The organism is Dyadobacter bucti (assembly GCF_005869225.1).
Lineage (GTDB): Bacteria > Bacteroidota > Bacteroidia > Cytophagales > Spirosomataceae > Dyadobacter > Dyadobacter bucti.
In genome coordinates, this window is record NZ_SWFP01000001.1 from 320,434 (window position 1) to 338,234 (window position 17,801).

11 protein-coding genes are annotated in these 17,801 nt (G+C 48.3%); 5 read left to right on the forward strand and 6 right to left on the reverse strand.

Annotation, left to right across the window (positions count from 1 at the left end; translation table 11 throughout):
* Positions 1–148: 148 nt before the first annotated feature.
* The 3 genes from FBF61_RS01315 to FBF61_RS01325 are packed head-to-tail and all read right to left on the reverse strand — an operon-like array spanning position 149 to position 6,263.
* Positions 149–1,504, reverse strand: a complete 1,356-nt coding sequence (locus FBF61_RS01315) for an enolase C-terminal domain-like protein (protein WP_138475363.1) — start codon at positions 1,502–1,504, stop codon at positions 149–151.
* A 60-nt stretch (positions 1,505–1,564) separates the two neighbouring features.
* A complete protein-coding gene (locus FBF61_RS01320) occupies positions 1,565–3,106 on the reverse strand; it encodes a SusD/RagB family nutrient-binding outer membrane lipoprotein (RefSeq protein ID WP_138475364.1) in 1,542 nt (513 codons plus the stop codon).
* Positions 3,107–3,128: 22 nt separating this feature from the next.
* Positions 3,129–6,263, reverse strand: coding sequence for a SusC/RagA family TonB-linked outer membrane protein (locus tag FBF61_RS01325; RefSeq protein ID WP_138475365.1), 3,135 nt, complete (start codon positions 6,261–6,263; stop codon positions 3,129–3,131).
* A gap of 707 nt (positions 6,264–6,970) precedes the next feature.
* Between FBF61_RS01325 and FBF61_RS01330 the strand changes: the two genes are divergently transcribed.
* The 4 genes from FBF61_RS01330 to FBF61_RS01345 all read left to right on the forward strand — a co-directional run bounded on the left by FBF61_RS01330 (position 6,971) and on the right by FBF61_RS01345 (position 10,505).
* Positions 6,971–8,167, forward strand: a complete 1,197-nt coding sequence (locus tag FBF61_RS01330) for a sensor histidine kinase (protein ID WP_229214871.1) — start codon at positions 6,971–6,973, stop codon at positions 8,165–8,167.
* On the forward strand, positions 8,139–8,912 hold the full coding sequence (locus FBF61_RS35380; RefSeq protein ID WP_138475366.1) for a LytR/AlgR family response regulator transcription factor: 774 nt from the start codon (positions 8,139–8,141) through the stop codon (positions 8,910–8,912). Before FBF61_RS01330 ends, FBF61_RS35380 begins: the two co-directional genes overlap by 29 nt.
* 161 nt (positions 8,913–9,073) lie before the next feature.
* Positions 9,074–9,397 (forward strand): hypothetical protein, encoded by a 324-nt coding sequence (locus FBF61_RS01340; RefSeq protein WP_138475367.1) that lies wholly within the window; start codon positions 9,074–9,076, stop codon positions 9,395–9,397.
* 199 nt (positions 9,398–9,596) lie between these two features.
* Positions 9,597–10,505, forward strand: a complete 909-nt coding sequence (locus tag FBF61_RS01345; protein ID WP_138475368.1) for a LysR substrate-binding domain-containing protein — start codon at positions 9,597–9,599, stop codon at positions 10,503–10,505.
* Between the two features lie 687 nt (positions 10,506–11,192).
* Here FBF61_RS01345 and FBF61_RS01355 read toward each other — a convergent pair.
* Positions 11,193–12,833, reverse strand: coding sequence for an ArnT family glycosyltransferase (locus FBF61_RS01355; protein ID WP_138475370.1), 1,641 nt, complete (start codon positions 12,831–12,833; stop codon positions 11,193–11,195).
* A 129-nt stretch (positions 12,834–12,962) separates the two neighbouring features.
* On the opposite strand from FBF61_RS01355, the gene FBF61_RS01360 reads away from it, so the two are divergent.
* Positions 12,963–13,892 carry a Nif3-like dinuclear metal center hexameric protein gene (locus FBF61_RS01360; RefSeq protein WP_229214872.1) on the forward strand — a complete coding sequence of 310 codons (930 nt, stop codon included), beginning with the start codon at positions 12,963–12,965 and terminating at the stop codon, positions 13,890–13,892.
* Between the two features lie 48 nt (positions 13,893–13,940).
* Here the strand turns inward: FBF61_RS01360 and FBF61_RS01365 are convergent, their stop codons facing one another.
* The gene (locus FBF61_RS01365) at positions 13,941–16,208 is read right to left on the reverse strand and encodes an NADP-dependent malic enzyme (protein ID WP_138475371.1); all 2,268 of its coding nucleotides are present in this window, start codon (positions 16,206–16,208) and stop codon (positions 13,941–13,943) included.
* Between the two features lie 106 nt (positions 16,209–16,314).
* Positions 16,315–17,799: a TolB family protein gene (locus FBF61_RS01370; RefSeq protein WP_374756601.1), complete on the reverse strand. Its 1,485-nt coding sequence runs from the start codon at positions 17,797–17,799 to the stop codon at positions 16,315–16,317.
* Positions 17,800–17,801 lie beyond the last annotated feature (2 nt).

A 17,801-nucleotide genomic window follows, 5' to 3' on the forward strand; every position in this document is an offset into this window, starting at 1 on the left:
ACACCCCCGAGCCCCGGACACCCCGAGCCCCGGACACCCCCGAGCCCCGGACACCCCGAGCCCCGGACACCCCCGAGCCCCGGACACCCCCGAGCCCCGGACACCCCGAGCCCCGGACACCCCCGAGCCCCGGACTTAAGTCCGGGGTTTATGGACGTATGCTGGTACCGTCGAATTTCCGGACCTGCCAGTTGGATTTGGTTGTGATCGGATATTTGGCGGCCTCTTTTTCGTTGATATCGACGCCGATCCCCGGCACTTCGTTCACGGACATATAGCCGTTTTTCATGGTCGGACATCCTGAGAACACCTCCAGCGTTTTTTCATTGAACTGCACAGCTTCCTGAATACCAAAATTCCACACAGCCAGATCAATGTGCGCGTGCGCCGAGTGTCCTACCGGAGAAACATCGCCGGGTCCGTGCCAGGCCGTTTTGATATTAAACCATTCACCGAGCCGCGCTACCTTCATAGCCGGTGTCACCCCGCCAATCTGAGAAACGTGGATCCGGATGTAGTCAAACCACTGGTTCGCCATCGGTTCCAGGAATTCATTGATATTGTTAAAAAGCTCACCCATTGCAAGGGGTACGGTAGTACTTGCGCGGAGTTGTTTGAACCATTTCATGTTTTCAGGCGAGAAAGGATCCTCGATGAAGAACGGACGGTACTCTTCCAGTTTCTTGATCATATTGATGGCATCCATAGGCTGAACGCGTTCATGGATATCGTGCAGCAGCTCCACTTCCTCGCCGCATCCCTTTCTTACGGCTGCAAACAGCTCGGGAATTGCTTTTAGGTAAGTACGCTCGTTCATGAAATTATCCGTTTCTCCGCCAAAGCCTGCTGCTTTGAAATCAGGCTTCTGGTCCGTGCTGCCCACCGCGCCGTAACCTCCCTGCTGGATCCGGATATACTTGTAACCCTGCTCCTGGATTTTCTTTACGCTTTCGATCACTTCCTCAGGTGTACGACCGTTGGCATGCGTGTAACAAGGCACTGCAAAACGTGCTTTACCGCCTAGCAGCTGGTGCAGGGGCATACCTGCGCGTTTTCCTTTGATATCCCAAAGCGCCTGATCCAGACCACTCAGGGCATTGTTAAGAACGGGCCCGTTACGCCAATACGAGCTTACATATGCCGATTGCCACATGTCTTCGATGTTGTCCACATCTTTACCTACACAAAATTCATTGAGGTAAGTATTGATCGCGACGATCACCACGGCAGCGCGCTGGGTAAATGTGGCGCAGCCCAGGCCATACAATCCCGGCTCGGTGGTCTCTACTTTTACAACGATCAGATTGGATCCCTGCGGAGCTGTGGCTATAGCCTTGACACTCTTGATCTTGACAGGTTTCATGCCCCGGGCGTAATCGGGAACACCTTTTTCCTCGCGGGCCTTGGCATCGGAAATACCACCAAACAATCCCAGTAACCCTGCCGAGCCGCTTAACCCCAGCATTTTCATGGTGTCACGACGGCTAAATTCACTTTTATTCATGCGTATATTTTTATAAAATGAAATGTTAGTTCAACATTAAAAGTAGCTGACAAGGCTGTCTTACTTTTTGTCCCACCATACCCTGGTATTCAGATCATTAGGGCCTTGCCGGGCATTGGCATCATTGACATTCTGCAGATTAACAATGATCTCACTGTCTGGATAAGGCATTCTGCGGATGAAATCCTCGGTAATCTCTGAGCCGGGATACGGGTTTTTCTTCAAAGCCGGAAAACCACTTCTGCGGAAATTCGCGAAAAGCTCGTTACCGTCCAGGAAGGATGCTACCCAATATTGCGTATTGATCTGATCGAGCTCCTTGCCTTTATCCAATGGATGTGCTGCCAGATATGCCGCAATAGTTGCCTCGGGAATGGTAGCGCTGGCGTCGTACAAAGCCATCTGTTCCAGGTGTGCACGCACGCCTTTTGCAAAATAAGCTGCCGCATCGCCGGTAATCCAGCCGCGAAAAGCAGCTTCGGCCAACAGAAGCTGGCTCTGTGCATAAGTCACGTGGAATTCAGGGGCGTCCAGTTTCAGTACTGTCGTCAAATTTACTTGCGTGAAATCCCAAAGGCTTACAACCCCGTTTTGCGCCAGTACACTATTGATGGAAACATCATTGTAGCCCATGGGCATTCCGATCTGTACCTTAGGATCAGACGAAGCCCGTGAGGGAGTTTGTTCCGGACCGCCTTTTGCGCCTACATAACGGACCGCCATGATCGGAAGCCGCGGATCGTTATTTTCTTTCAGATAATTCACAAAAGGTGCCGCCAGGTAAAAGTTAGTTTTTTCTCTGGCTGCCAGGTGGTTAGCGATATAATTGTTATAAATCGCTGTGTGCCTGATGATAGAATTGTCTGCATTGCTTTCGAAAAGTCCGCCTGTCATGGCTTTGGTCACATAGGTTTTGGCAGTCGTCGGATCGACCTTTGTGAGCCGCATGGCAGCCCTGAGCATCAGTGAATAACCGAGTTTTTTCCATCTTGCTACATTTCCGCCATATAAAATATCGGTGGTAACAGGTGCAACGGATGCATCCAGCGCGCCGGAAGCCTCTTCCAGTTCTTTCAATATATCCTTGTAAATAGCCTCCTGCGGATCATACTTAGGACGTATTACCTCACTGATGTAACCTTGTCCAGCCTCAAAATAAGGAATATCGCCGTAAGTGTCGGTCAGGATCATAAACGCATAGGCTTTCCAGATCCGGGCAGAATGATAGGTATTCGCCTGCAAAGGATCATCCTTGGTCTGATCGGTTACGGCTACCAGCTGTTTAACCACATTTCTGTAAAAATTAACCCAGACCAACGGGGTATTAGAGTTGTTGAACTGATTATAATTCCCTCCGGACAGCGAGCTTCCGTACGGTGTAATGATCTGCTGCACAATACCGAAATTATAGCAAAGCATACCCAGCGTGGAAACACCGTCGAGGTAAGTGGTGCTGATAATGGCTTTGTTCAGGATCAAAGAAGGCGCCAGCGAGGTGGGGTCAACTTTATTGATATTAATATCGTCAAATCCCTGGTCACACCCCGATATCAGGCTGATAGACAGGAGTAATCCGAGTGTATATTTTAGTTTAGCTTTCATTTCAATACGATTTAAAAAGTGCTTAAAATTTCACATTCAGGTTAAATCCAATGCTCCTTGTCGGAGGGAGTCCCGGCCAGAAATCCAGTCCGGTTGCATTGTCGGATGAATTAAGCACTTCTTCGGGATCCATATTTTCCGTCCACTTCTTGATGATCAGCACATTATTTGCCACGGCACTTAGTCTCAGGCCTTTGATGAAGAATTTATCCGGAAGCAGCCTGCCGAGATCGTAGCTCAATGTAACCTGGCGCAGTTTCCAGAAACCTGCATTCGATACGAAATCCTCGTTGATACCCAGCGGGTTGATCGACTCGTAAAATGGCTGTACAGCAGCTTTGGTCTGGTTCACCTCACCGTCGGGATTCACGCCATTTCCGATCACGAAACCTTCTGCGCGGCCCGGTAGCGTCCTTTTAGACAAACCGTGGCGCATGTAGTTGATATTCCTTCCGGCGATCATTTTATGCCCGAGCTTAAAGTCGATCAGGGTAGACAGCATAATCCCTTTGTAGGTAAACGTATTGGTAATCCCTCCGAAATATCTGGGAAGAGCATTGCCCACATTTGCCAATGTATTGTTTCTCAAAGGCATACCGCTATTTTTGTCAAAAACCTGCCGTCCTTCTTCATCTCTCAGGTATTTAAATGTATACAGCTGACCAAGCGGCTGGCCCACGACCATATTCAGCGTCCGGCCACCACCGCCACCTACCGTGATCACCGTGTCTTTTTCCGCCAGGCCCAGTTTTAAAACTTTGGACGTATTATACGATACGTTGACACTGACATCCCAGCTAAAATCCTTGGTTTTGACAGGAGAGCCGGTCACCAGCAACTCGATCCCTTTGTTCATACTGCGACCGACATTGATCAGCTGGGCAGTGTAAGACGACGCATCCGAAATCTGGGCTGCAAGTATTTGATCATCAGTAGTTTTATGATAATAAGTAAAGTCAAATCCGATCAGGTTGTTAAAGAGTTTCATTTCAAGACCTGCCTCGGCTTCTTTGATCCTTAAAGGACGCAGATTTTTATTGGGAACTGTCGAAGCATTGATGCCGCCTACGGGCACCAGCTGTCCGGACGGGTTCGGGAACGAATTATTATCCACCGCATAGTAGAGCGCATTGGAATAAGGGTTCACGTTATCCGATCCCACTTGCGCATAAGCTGCCCGCAACTTTCCGAATGTGATCCAGGAAGGCAGATTGGAAAAGGCCTGTGAAAAAATGAAACTACCTGTAACAGAAGGATAAAGAATACTGCGGTTCTGAGGCGCGAGCGTCGAAAACCAGTCATTTCGCGAGGTGACATTCAGATAAAGGAATTCTTTATAAGAAATAGTCGCCGCTCCGTAGAGGGAATTGATTTTCTTTTCCGACAAACTGTAAAGCGGATTTTTGACACGTCCGTTCATGACCGTATACAAGCCCGGCTGAATAAAATCCTGAACCGTCACACTATTGTAATCCATACGCGCATACCGTTGATTTCCCCCCAGCGTCACGTCGAGTCCGATATCTCCGAAAGTATGGTTGCCGCCCAGGATAAAGTCAAAGTTCCTTTCCGTATTTCTGCGTATATCCTGTGTAAATGAACCGTTTACATATCCGACGGGAGCTTTTGCAATGGGGGCATAACCGTTTGGAATGTTGTATTCCTGCCCGCGGACATAAAAATCCTGGGCGATACGTCCCTGCAGATACAGCCAGCTTGTAAACTGGTATTTCATGGCCACGTTACCAAAAATCCGGTCACGGTTGATATTCTCAAAGTGACGGCTCATGGAATAATAAGGATTGTTCCGCACCAGGAACCTCGCAAACGAAAATTCGTCCCCGTTGGGTAAAGTCTGATTTTGTTTCAGCGCTTCGAACGGCATGGAATTCGCCAGTGTAAAAATCACCGTCGACACCGCAAAGTCCTGAGCATCAATCTGTGGCGGATTTACATTCTTTTCTTTCGAATAGTTGATGTTACCGAATACAGTGAGTTTTTTGGAGATATTCTGGGTAAAACCCAGGTTCACGATCTTCTTGCTGAACTTGTTGTTTTCCAATATGCCCTTGTTGTCGGTATTGGCGAGCGACAAGCTGAAACCTCCGTTCGGACCATTGTTTGAAACGGTTACCGTGTTGGTCATATTGGTACCCGTGCGGTAAAACTTCTTAACCCTGTCAAATACAGGCTCGTAAGGCCAGGTTTCGTTATCAAAAAGGATTTGCGTCATACCCGGCTCGAATTTCTCTCCAAAACTCCACACACCGGAAGACGGGTTGGCGGAGGTAGGGCGTTTGCCGCCTTCACCCTGCCCGTATTCATATTGGAAATCAGTAAAATCCAGGGGAGTATCGGTGGTAAAATTGATGTTGTAATCCACCCCGATCCCACTACCAGTACCCCGGTTTTTGGTGGTGATCATTACCACCCCGTCTTTTGCGCGGGACCCATACAAAGCAGCAGCAGTGGCACCTTTCAAAACGGTCATCGACTCAATATCGTCCGGATTGATACTGGAAAGCCCGTCGCCACCGTCGGAAGCATTCTGTGATCTTTGTCCATAGTCACCGCCTCCCGCAAAATTTGAATTGTCGATCGGAACACCATTTACGACGATCAGCGGACTATTCTGGCCGCTGAATGACGACTGGCCCCGGATACGGATCTTGGCCGTTCCGCCTGGTCCGGTGGAGAGGGAGGAAATATTCACGCCCGCCATTTTTCCCTGAAGTGAGCTTACCACGTTGGGGGTACGGTTGGTTGAAATCTGGTCGGCATTCACGGTGGCAGTGGCATAACCGAGCGTTTTCGCCTCCCTTTTTATACCCAATGCCGTGACTACCACCTCGTTGAGGTTTTTCGACTCCTGCGCCAGCTCTACATCGATCACAGACCTGGAATTCACCGCAACCGTCTGACCCACGTAACCGATGTACGAAAAAACCAGGCTGGCAGTAGCCGGTGCTTCAATAACAAATTTACCTTCTGCATCAGAAACTGTTCCCTGGGATGACCCGCTGATGAGGATATTGACGCCCGGAAGCGGTTCCTTGTCCTGCCCGGTCACCTTCCCGGTGATCCGGCCATTCTGTGCCGTGGCCAGGTTGCCCAGCGCAGCGATCAGAAGCATTAAAATAGTAAACGATCTTTTCATAATGAACAACAGACATGTGTTTGGAAATGACTCATACCAACCTTGAAAACAACACTCAACTACAAACGAACTACTATATACGCACAAAGCTTACCTGTGTTAGCGAATGGAATTCTCTCTAACAGAAGTTGAATCATGATTAAAAAGGCACAGCGTTCAATCCGTGAGACAAAAACCGTTTTGTTTAATCGGTTAAGCAGGTCTGCACAATTTTACAATCGCTGAAATATTTAACTATCAGATGAATTTGTTAGGTTTTATACTTTTGGTAAAAGATTCTTCCCGGCAGATCATTCGGGATACAAGTCATGAAAAGCGCGTGTACTTCAATATTTTATATTTATTCATATAAAAAGGAAATAAACTCGACCAAATTTATATTTAATCGTTTAAACAAAAAAATATTATTTTAATTTTTTTGATATTTTTTCCGCAAATAAACATATTAACGAGGGTTGGCGTACACGTGGACGTTCGTGGCTTGTATTTTGAGCCTCTGCCCGTTCTTGCTTTTATGCTCTCCGGCCGGAGGCCTTGGAATAGTGGGCCGAACGACCCGTTCGCGCCAGCTTGCCAACTGCTTTCGCGCCAGCCTTCGTTCGCGCAGTTCAGATAATAAACAGAACTGTTCACATAAATCCGGCTGGGTATGTTACCCAGGAAAAGTTAAATTTGTTTTGCGTATTTCACCAATCCAAAACCCATTTATGTCATTTGTCCAACGCTTGCTGGATCAGTCCCGACTGCCACTTACCGTGCGGCAATTCTGGAAATATGCTTTTTGCTACTGGGCCATTTTCGCCATAATCACACTCGGACAGCTTTTTGTACTGTGGTTATTGCGACAAGCTACTATGATGCGACTGCATGAGCTATTCATCTGGCTGCTTGACGGACTATTCTGGTGGTCGGTCACCCCGCTGGTCCTGTATGCTTCCCTGAAAATCCCGATCGTGTTCAAAAACCGCCAGAGGTCGCTGCTGCGGGCTGTATGCTATCATTTATTGATTGTAACCTTCTGCAATATCTTTGTCAATACTTTTCATTATTTGATCACCAACCCGATCATGTTCATGATCATCGGGAAATCCATTCCGATTGAGAGCTACTTCTATTCTTTTTTTGTTTCATATACCGCGAGTTTTGGCCAGTACATGCTTTTGGTAGTGGGTTTTAACAAAGTATCCTATATTTACCGCTATCAGGTTTTGAAACAGCAGCATTTTGAGGCTGAGCTTCACAACGAGCAGTTGCGGGGACAGCTTGCGAATGCCCAACTGCAATCCCTGAAAATGCAGCTTAACCCACATTTTTTATTCAATACCCTTCATTCGGTCGTGAGCCTGATGATCAAGAACGACATCCGGAAAGCGACGCAGATGATCACGACACTGAGTGACCTGCTGCGTGCGGTGCTCGTCAACCAGAAAAGCGATTTCATCCCTTTTCATGAAGAACTGAAACTCACACAGCAGTACCTGGCCATTCAGCAGATCCGTTTTCAGGACCGGCTCCGGGTGGAGTACCATATTGATCCCGAAACCGAAACGACGTCTGTGCCGCAGCTGATCCTGCAGCCCCTGGTGGAAAACTCTTTTACCCACGGGATATCCGAGCTCACCACCAATGCGCTGATCCGTATTTCGAGCAGAATACAGGGAGATTTTTTACAAATCGATGTTTTTGACAATGGTATCGGCGTGAAGCAACGCAAAGCTTCCGCAGGCACCGGCCTCGGACTAAAAAACACACTGGCGAGGTTACAGCAGGCCTACGGAGAAAATGCCGGGCTTATTTTTTCACACCCGGCGCAGGGCGGGACACTCGTAACCCTGACCTTTCAATGCCGACCAAACCCCAAAATACAGATAGCCGATGAAGCATTCCTGCCTGATCATAGATGATGAATTTCTGGCCCGGGACGTCATCAGAACGTTTCTTCAGGCGGACCCGTCGATCCATGTCACGGACGAAGCTGCCAATGGTACACAGGCTGTGATCAAGATTCTGCAGCACCGCCCGGACATTGTTTTTCTGGACATTCAGATGCCCGAGCTCGACGGCTTTGAGGTACTTAAGGAAATATGGCCGCACCACCAGCCTTTTGTAGTTTTCACTACCGCTTATGATCAGTATGCATTGCGTGCATTCGAAGTGAATGCCATCGACTATTTATTAAAACCTTTTGACGAAATCCGATTCCACCAGTCATTGGGCAGGGTTAAGGAACGTCTCAGTCAGCAGGCACAGCCTAAGGTCGAAGAACTCGTAAACCGTCTGCTGCACGATCAGCGCGAGGGTAACGAAGGACATTTCCTGAGGAGGATACTTGTGAAGGAGTCAGGGCGGATGTTCCTCGTGAAGCTGGACGATATCATCTATTTCGGAGCCGACGGCAATTACATTTCACTACATACTGCTCAAAAAACATATGTGATCTACGAAAGTCTTTCCAGTCTTGAAAACCGCCTGGACCCGGCTGTGATGATCCGCACAAGCAGGTCCAATATCATCAATATCAATTTTATATCGGAACTCGAAACCTATTTTAACGGAGAGTACATTGTGCACCTGACCAATGGTGAAAAGATCAAATGGACCCGCGGTTACCGTGACAATATCAAGGCATTCCTGACCCGTACCGGCTGAACCGCCGCCGACACTTGACCCTCGGATTACGACGTTCCACAGGGTTGAACGCTCACTTCGGATAATTCCGTTCTTCTTTTGAAACTGTGTTGGATAGTTTTAGCCCGGATAATTCTGCTTATCCGGTTTTTCAGTTCTTAAACAATCTAATAGCCATGTCAATGAAAAATTCGAACACCACTTTTTCTTCTTTCAATCCCTTCAGGTTCATTCGTGCCAACCTGGCTGCATCCATTTGTCTGGCTCTGGGATTGAGTTTTGTTTTCTACGAGCGGTTCGTCACTTCTGAAAATGAAGCTTCCAAAAGTCAGAGCCCCGAACACGGCACACCCAAAAAAATGACCGAAAAATGGACGTATGACGAGATCGCGAAAAAACTCATTTTCCAGTACTGTGAGCAACCCGACGATCATTCAACTCCTGATGGTACGAGGGTATTCTTTCAATGGAAACCGGAATGGCCGAAAATCAAAGTAACGATCTGAGCCAGGCAGATATATGCAGGATTTCTCTCCCCTATCCAAAAGCAGCCGGATGAATATGATCGGGCTGCTTTTGTTTTTTGAACGACCGCGGCAGGAAAGCACCGGCACAGGCAAAAAATAAGTTAGGTTTTGTATATGATACTTCGGTTACATAACAAGAATTGATATCTTTATTCATTGTATATCATAACCCTTCTTTATGCTATCATTTCGACACGAGGTATTTTTTGAAGTTGCCAGTCTTTTGAGCTACACCAAAGCAAGTCACGTATTGAACCTTAGCCAGCCCGCCATCAGCAAACATATCAAAGCATTAGAGGACGGATACAAAACAAGTCTGTTTGAGCGAACAGGCAGCAGTATCCGGCTGACCGACTCAGGAAATATCCTGTTGACCTACCTCCGCCAGGCGAGAGAAATACAGGTCCGGCTGGAATACGAGCTCAGCGTACACCAGGATGAGTATAATGCCAAGGGTGAGCTGCGGCTGGGTGCGAGTACGACAGTTGCGCTGTACATCATCCCTGAGATTCTCTCTGCATTCCGGCATTTGTACCCCCACATTCATATTACCCTCCTTAACCGAAATTCGGAGAACATTCTGGCCGCCCTGGGCGGTAACCAGATAGACCTGGGAATTATTGAAGGCCAGACTAAAACCACTTCCTTCAACTACCGCTATTACCTTACCGATGAGATCATTGCGGTTTGCTCCCCCAAGAGCGAGCTATGGGAGAAGGATTCTATTTCCCTGGACGACCTCCGGAAATATCCCGTGGCACTCCGGGAAAGAGGATCTGGTACGCTGGCCTCCGTCAAATCCGCGTTAAAAGTAAAAGGTCTGAAAATTTCGGACCTGAAGAACAACATCTCACTGGGTGGTACAGAAGCACTCAAAAACTTTCTTCTTGTAGACGACTGCCTGGGGTTCCTGCCGCTGCTTTCTGTAAAAAAGGAACTGGCTTCCAGGACGTTGAAGCGCGTTTTTGTGGACGGACTGGATGTGAAAAGGCAGTTTTATTTTATTCAGCGCCACGGCTCAGAGAATGACCCGATGGGGCAGGCTTTTGTGAAATACGCTTTGAACGGTCATAACCTCAAGTTATAGTGTATAACTAAATAGTATTGGCTTTTAAAATTATGCCGGTTTATTTTCGTGCGAATTTCCCATCTGGATAAATAACCCGGCCTTTTGCATTCACTCAACGGCGTGCAGGCTACATCTTCTGATCATTGAACCCATACACTAAGGATAGGTAAAACTATAATGTCGGACACTAAAAATTTATTCCCGCAATTCAAGCATTCTGCTACACAATTACAAAAATTCCTCCAGGCCAATGACATGTTTACAATTTTACTTAAGAACGGCACCATCATCCATCATCAACCTGAAGATGCCGCAAAATTCCGGAATTGGCTGCTAGCGCACCACATCGAGGATCTGAGAACTTCGGTTTCAAAGCGATCCAAGGGTTTTCCGAAAAAATAACCACGCGGCCCCGGCTCCTTTAAAAATTCAATTAAAAATTACGTTTATCATATATCGTTAGACAATCCGGGTATAATCCATCCGCTGTCATTGTAGCATGCGACTGTTTTCGAACGCATGGTCACTACGGGAAATAGGACCCAGACATCTGGCGCTGTAAACGGCTTCCATGGATGGTTTGCAGCACGTTTTGCAAGGATACGCTGGCGGTAAGTGTTAACGGTATGTATACTAATCGACAAAAGGCCGAAATTTCCCAAGTTAATTTCCCATCGCAGATCATGCCCACGGCAGGCTGCAATGCTATTTTATGTAAAGCAGGTAACGCTGCTCCACGGTTTCACTTCTCGTTTTGGGCGATAAAAACTCCCTTTTCAAACGGGTGATATGAAAATGGTCGGGCCGGGCAACAATACTGGTCTGCACACCCGCTTTCGTCAGGCTGTCGTTGACGGCCGGTGTGGTATACAAAACACAGGGCCGCGTGCCGAGAAACCTGCTCAAACTATCTATATTCCCGATCACGTTTACATCTCCCGGTGCATAAAATTCAAATGCGTGCGCATAAGGCGTCTTATAAGTTGCGGCTGGCAGGTTCTTCCCTTCCAGAATCCTCGCAGCCTGCCTGCCCGACTGGTATTGCAGCAGAAACGGATAAAAATTGAAAAACAAGAACACATACATGACCGCGGCTGTCGCGTAACCTCTGAAGACGAGTTGCTGCAATTGGTCTGGTGTACGGCCAAAAACACCTAATATCAGGATCACTATAATTTCCACCGTCGACACTATTCCCTGTTTGATTCCCGTGAAATATAAAAGCCACAGCGCCAGCGCACCCGTCAGCAGTAATATGACCGTCTGAGCCAAAGAAAAATAGCGAAGACCGCCCCGGTTAGCCTGCTCGTACAGAAAGTATGCGGTGATGATCGAGAAATAAGGGAAAACAATAACGATATAATGCGGGAGCTGGAATTTGGACAGGGAAAACAGCAAAAATGTAACCAGCGCGCTGCCATAGATCACCCACCGGACAGGTTCACGTTTTTTATCATAACGAATCAAATAAACGATCCCCGCCACCAAGCCTATCGACCAGGGCAAAAAAGCCCAGAGCGTGGTATGCACAAAAAACAACAGACTCCCGCGGCCTTTGATCGGGCCGGTATTAAAAAACCGCCCGAACTGACTGTCCCAGAAAAAGAATTTCAAACCTGAAACATGGGTCCTGCCGAACACGATCTTCTCCGGATGCATATCAAACTGAACATATAAACTGTACAATTCGGGCAGGATAAAAATAAAGCTCAGCACCAGGAATAGGTACCAGCGGTAATTTAGAAACTGCTTCCACTCCCCTGCTATCGCCCAGAAAATCACCCAGCCTCCACCAATTGTGATCAGTACAAAAATCCCTTTCGTCATGATAGCCGCCGCGGTAAAAAATGCCGCGGCAACGATATGAATCCAATGTTTCCGGTGGTAAACGTTCAGCATGTGCCAGATAGCCGCAATGATGCAGGTGGTGAGGTAGGGTTCGGCACGTACATCGAAATTGCCCAGCGAACTATGCAAAGCCACCGCGTAAATCAGTACCGAAAGCTGCGCCACGGACACATTAAAAAGGTCCCTGGCTGTAACATAGGTATACCAGAGCCCGGCCAGCCAGAAAATAAAGGAAGGTACCTTGTATGCAAAACCCGTCACCCCGAATATTTTGTAGCTGATCGCAGCCATCCAGAAAGGAAAATGAGGCTTATCCAGCCACTCGTGCCCGTCGACAAATAAATTACTCCAGTCGTTATGCTCCGCGATGCGTTTGGCGATCGTGGCATAAAGCGCGCTGTCGGGCTCCATGACATCCAGCCAGAGGCCCGGAACATTTAAAAGGATACCAAACAGTAAAAGCCAGGGAAAGTGACGTTGTAGAAGCGGGTAAGCCATGCTTGCCGGAATTATTTTAAGTAGATCGGGAACAATTGTATTTTTAGAAACAGGTCAAAGATATACGGTAACCGCTGTTTTTTGCCCTTTGCAACGCATTTAATCTTGAAAATATCAACCATAAAAAGCATGAAAAAACCATCATCCCCATCGTCGGCCACCAGCAGGGACAGGCGAAAGTTCATGATCAATACTGTGAAAACCGCTGGCGGGCTGGCACTTCTTGGCATAAAACCTGCCTTTGCGACGCGCCATGATGCTCATGCAAATAAGCAGCATACGGTGCAGGATATCATGGACCTGATCTTTAAAGAAGGAGGGCTTTCCCCGATCAAGGATACGGTGGATACGCTCAAATCCGGTAAAGCCAGTCAGCCGGTGACAGGAATCGTGACCACCATGTTTGCAACAATTCCTGTCATTGAAGAAGCCGTAAAACGCAAAGCCAATTTTATCATCGCCCACGAGCCAACTTTCTACAATCACCGCGACGATACCGAAATGGTGCCGGATAATGGCGTTGTAAAACAAAAACAGGAGCTGCTGGACAAACACAAAATAGTTGTCTGGCGGTTTCACGACTACTGCCACGCACTCCGTCCCGACGCTGTCAGCTATGGCGTAGCCAAAAAAGCAAACTGGCTTTCCTACTTTAAAACCGGCGAAAATATGCTGACCATCCCGCCTGTTTCCCTTCAGGCACTTGTGAAACATCTGAAATCATCGCTGGGAATTGCGCACCTGCGTGTCATTGGAAATCCCGAACAAACCTGCGAACGGGTGGCGCTGCTGCCAGGCGCATGGGGAGGTACGCGGCAAATTTCCACGGCTGAAACACAAAAGCCCGATGTGCTCATTGTAGGGGAAGTTTCGGAATGGGAAACCGCGGAATACATACGCGACGGGAGATCGTTGGGCAGGAAAACCGCACTGATTGTACTCGGGCACGCGCAGAGTGAAGAGCCGGGAATGGAGTGGTTTGTGGACTGGCTGCAACCGAAGATCAGGGACGTAAAAGTTTCCCACATTGCTTCGGGAAATCCTTTTACCTGGATGTGATAAATCGTCCGTCGCACCACCAATTTGCTGCGACGGACGACAACCATTTTATGACCTGTCCACAACAGCTACTGCCACCATATTGAAAATTTCCCTTACCGTACTGCCCAGCTGAAGAACGTGGATCGGCTTTTTGAGACCCATCAGCACCGGGCCTATTTTTTCAATCTGCGCGATTTCTTTCAGCAGGTTATATGCGATATTGGAAGAAGATAAGTCGGGGAATATCAATGTGTTGGCACCTGATTTTGCAAGGGGAGAAAACGGATATGTTTCTCTCAGCAAATCAAGGTTAAAAGGTAAATGCGCCTGCATTTCACCATCAACGATCAGGTCGGGATGTTTTTTCTGAAGAATACTGACCGCCTCCTTCATTTTTAACGCATCGTCACCTGCCGCACTCCCAAAAGTGGAATAGGAAAGAAAAGCAATCCGCGGTTCCACATTCAGCCTTCTTACCTCCTTGGCTGTGATCTCGGCAATTTCAACAAGTTCCTCTGCCGTAGGACTGAAATTGACCGTAGTATCAGCCAGGAATATCGGCCCGAACCGGCTCATGAGAATATACATTCCGAGCACCTTATTAATACCATCCTGCAACCCCACCACCTGTATGGCTGGACGTAAAGTCTGGGGATAATTACGGGTAAGGCCCGAAATAAGGACATCTGCCTCCCCTACCGCCACCATGGCCGCGCCGTAGTAATTCCGGTGTTTCATCAGATCCATGGCATCCGACAAAGTCAAACCCTTCCTTTTTCTTCTTTCGTGAATAAATTCGGCGTACGCTGTCAGCTCTTTTTCCTGCTTGCGTGAGCGCGGATCAATGATACGGACACCTTCGATCGCCAGTTTGTTCTCCTTGATCATTTTCTTGATCCTGGTCACATTCCCCAGCAGGATCGGCCATGCAATTTTCTGTTCGAGCACTTCCTGCACGGCTTTTAACACCGTTATATTTTCACCGTCCGTAAACACCACCCGTTTCGGAGTCTGTTTTGCCTGGTTGATAATGCCCCGGATCAGCGAATTGTCCAGCCCGATCCTGTTGGACAAATTGAGATGATATTCATCCCAGTCCGTAATTGCCTTTCGGGCCACGCCCGATTCCATTGCGGCTCTGGCGACCGCCGGAGCTACCGTTGTCAGCAGCCGGGTATCGGTGGGTTTTGGTAAAATATAACGTCTCCCGAACGACAGGTTTTTTTCTCCGTAGGTCATATTGACGATTTCCGGCACTGTCCTTTTTGCCAGCGAAGCCAGCGCACGTACCGCAGCCAGCTTCATTTCTTCGTTGATCATCGTCGCCCTTACATCCAGCGCACCACGGAAAATATACGGGAACCCAAGCACATTGTTCACCTGGTTGGGATAATCGGAGCGCCCCGTAGCCATGATGATATCCGGACGAACTTCAACCGCATCGGTATAAGAAATTTCCGGATTAGGGTTTGCCATCGCAAAAACGATACAATCGGATGCCATGGATTTGACCATATCCTGGGTCACCACCCCTCCTACCGACAACCCCAGGAACATATCCGCTCCGTGCATGGCGTCGGCCAGTTTCCAGTCTTCGGGCAGGCCTTCAACTGCGTACTTGAATTGTTTGGGTGCGAGATTGGTACGTCCGGTATGGATCAGCCCGTCTTTGTCAAACACTGTTATGTTCTCAGGTTTCACACCCAGCACAACGTATAAATCCAGACATGCGATCGCCGCTGCGCCTGCTCCGTTGGCTACCAACTTTATTTTGTCAATCTCTTTTCCTGATAAATCAAGGGCATTCAGCAGTGCGGCTGCACTTGTTATTGCGGTACCATGCTGGTCGTCGTGCATCACCGGAATGCTTAGTTCCTCCCGAAGGCGTTCTTCGATCTCGAAACATGCTGGGGCAGCGATATCTTCCAGGTTTACAGCACCGAAAGTAGGCTGCAATATCCTTACCGTCCTGACAAACTCATCTACATTTTTGGTATCGAGCTCAATATCAAATGAATCAATGTCTGCGTAGATTTTGAACAACAGGCTTTTTCCTTCCATCACGGGTTTGGACGCGCCGGGGCCGATATCTCCCAGGCCCAGAACGGCGGTACCGTTGGTAATGACCGCCACGAGGTTACCTTTTGCCGTATAATCGTAAATCTTATCCGGCGACTCTGCAATAGCAAGACAGGGTTCAGCTACCCCAGGTGAGTAGGCCAGAGACAAATCCCGCTGGTTGAGGGTTTCTTTTGTCGGGCGGACTTCAATTTTTCCGGGACGACCTTTTGCATGGTAATGCAATGCGTCTTCCCGTAATTTTTGTGAGGACATATCAAGTTGGTTACTAATGAAAACCCGGCCCGATCATTTCTGCCGGGTTTTCGGGTCTTTCTAAACCTAACACTTGTCGCGACAATATCCAAATCCGATACCTTACTTATTTGCCGCCCGCTTCCACTACCGGCAGTTCTCCGGAATTGCTGATAAAAGCAATTTTCTTGCTATCCGGCGACCACGAAGGCGTATTGATCGTTCCCTGTCCTCCGTACACATATGCGATCACTTTGGGTGTACCGCCAGTGACGGGCATCAGACGGAGGTATACATGTTTGTAAAATGGATGGTCATCGGCCTTCACTTCTTCTTTGAGGAAAGAAATAAATACGATCCATTTTCCGTCCGGTGAAATGTGCGGGAACCAGTCGTGATACTCGCCCGTATTCAGAACAGGCTCCTGTTCGCTTCCGTCGGCTTTCATTCTCCAGAGCTGCATCACGCCGGTTCGGTTCGAATTGAAATATATATGTTTTCCGTCCGGTGAATATTCCGCCCCGTCGTCGAGGCCTTTGGCGGATGTAAGCCGTACTTCCGGCCCGCCGCCGGCCGGTACGCTGTAAATATCATATTCATTGTCGCGCGAACCGGTAAAAACAAGCGTTTTCCCGTCGGGCGACCAACCGTGCAGGTACGAAGGACCCTTGGGTGTAATTTGTTTGGGTTCACCCCCCGCAAGCGGAACCGTCCAGATGATCGAGCCGCCCAGTTCCTTTACGCCACTGCTCAGTCCCAGCATTTTGCCGTCAAACGAAAGTACATGGTCGTTGTTGTTGTTTTTTACACTTCCGGTGTTGAGCACGGCCGGAGTTCGTTTGGCAATATCAAAATTGTAAATCAGGCCTTCGCTGTTATATATCAGGCTTTTGCCGTCGAGAGTCCAGTTCGGAGCCTGCAGTGACTTGGGTGAGGTATGGATAATTTCCCGTTTACCGCTAGCCACGTCCAGCAATTCTATGCTGCTTCCCAGATATTGCCGGTATGGAACAAGCGAAGCAGGTGCAGGCACCGAAATCCGGACATCGCTGTACACACCTTTTTCAATCACATCCTTGTTGTGCGATCCCAGAAACAGGCCTACATATACCTCATCCCCGAGATCCAGGTCCGCAATCTCTTCGGTCACAAACGGCTCACCGAACTTCGCTACCCGCATAGTGTAGGTATTCCCTTTTCTTTCCAGCTGAATCACGTCGGCATGCGTAAGTTTCGCCTTGATTTCCTCCGTTTGGGCTCCTGCGGTTTTCCTGAATTGCAGGGAGGTAAGTCCGTCGCCATGTACCACCGCGTTTACGTGGGCTGAGGTGCCTTCCAGATTTTTACGCACCATCCAGCCTACTTTCCGGTGCGGGTCCACTCCTTTTCCGATAAAACGGGCGCGGGTATAAACGATAAAATCCCCCTTCATTTTCTTCCACAAAAAATGAAATTCGTCATGGTCTGCCCAGATATTGTACCCGGAGCCGCTCAGTTCGTATTCCTGGGTTTTAGGGTTAAAAACTGCTGAGCCAGGTTTCACATCTTTACCGACATCTCCATGGCCGTCAAATATCCCTAGTTTGTTTTTTTGTGAAAAAGCCGGGTTCATGA

Coding starts and splice junctions, on each gene's coding strand:
- FBF61_RS01315 (WP_138475363.1), bottom strand. CDS start 1,504: ATGAATAAAAGTGAATTTAGCCGTCGTGACACCATGAAAATGCTGGGG.
- FBF61_RS01320 (WP_138475364.1), bottom strand. CDS start 3,106: ATGAAAGCTAAACTAAAATATACACTCGGATTACTCCTGTCTATCAGC.
- FBF61_RS01325 (WP_138475365.1), bottom strand. CDS start 6,263: ATGAAAAGATCGTTTACTATTTTAATGCTTCTGATCGCTGCGCTGGGC.
- FBF61_RS01330 (WP_229214871.1), top strand. CDS start 6,971: ATGTCATTTGTCCAACGCTTGCTGGATCAGTCCCGACTGCCACTTACC.
- FBF61_RS35380 (WP_138475366.1), top strand. CDS start 8,139: ATGAAGCATTCCTGCCTGATCATAGATGATGAATTTCTGGCCCGGGAC.
- FBF61_RS01340 (WP_138475367.1), top strand. CDS start 9,074: ATGAAAAATTCGAACACCACTTTTTCTTCTTTCAATCCCTTCAGGTTC.
- FBF61_RS01345 (WP_138475368.1), top strand. CDS start 9,597: ATGCTATCATTTCGACACGAGGTATTTTTTGAAGTTGCCAGTCTTTTG.
- FBF61_RS01355 (WP_138475370.1), bottom strand. CDS start 12,833: ATGGCTTACCCGCTTCTACAACGTCACTTTCCCTGGCTTTTACTGTTT.
- FBF61_RS01360 (WP_229214872.1), top strand. CDS start 12,963: ATGAAAAAACCATCATCCCCATCGTCGGCCACCAGCAGGGACAGGCGA.
- FBF61_RS01365 (WP_138475371.1), bottom strand. CDS start 16,208: ATGTCCTCACAAAAATTACGGGAAGACGCATTGCATTACCATGCAAAA.
- FBF61_RS01370 (WP_374756601.1), bottom strand. CDS start 17,799: ATGAACCCGGCTTTTTCACAAAAAAACAAACTAGGGATATTTGACGGC.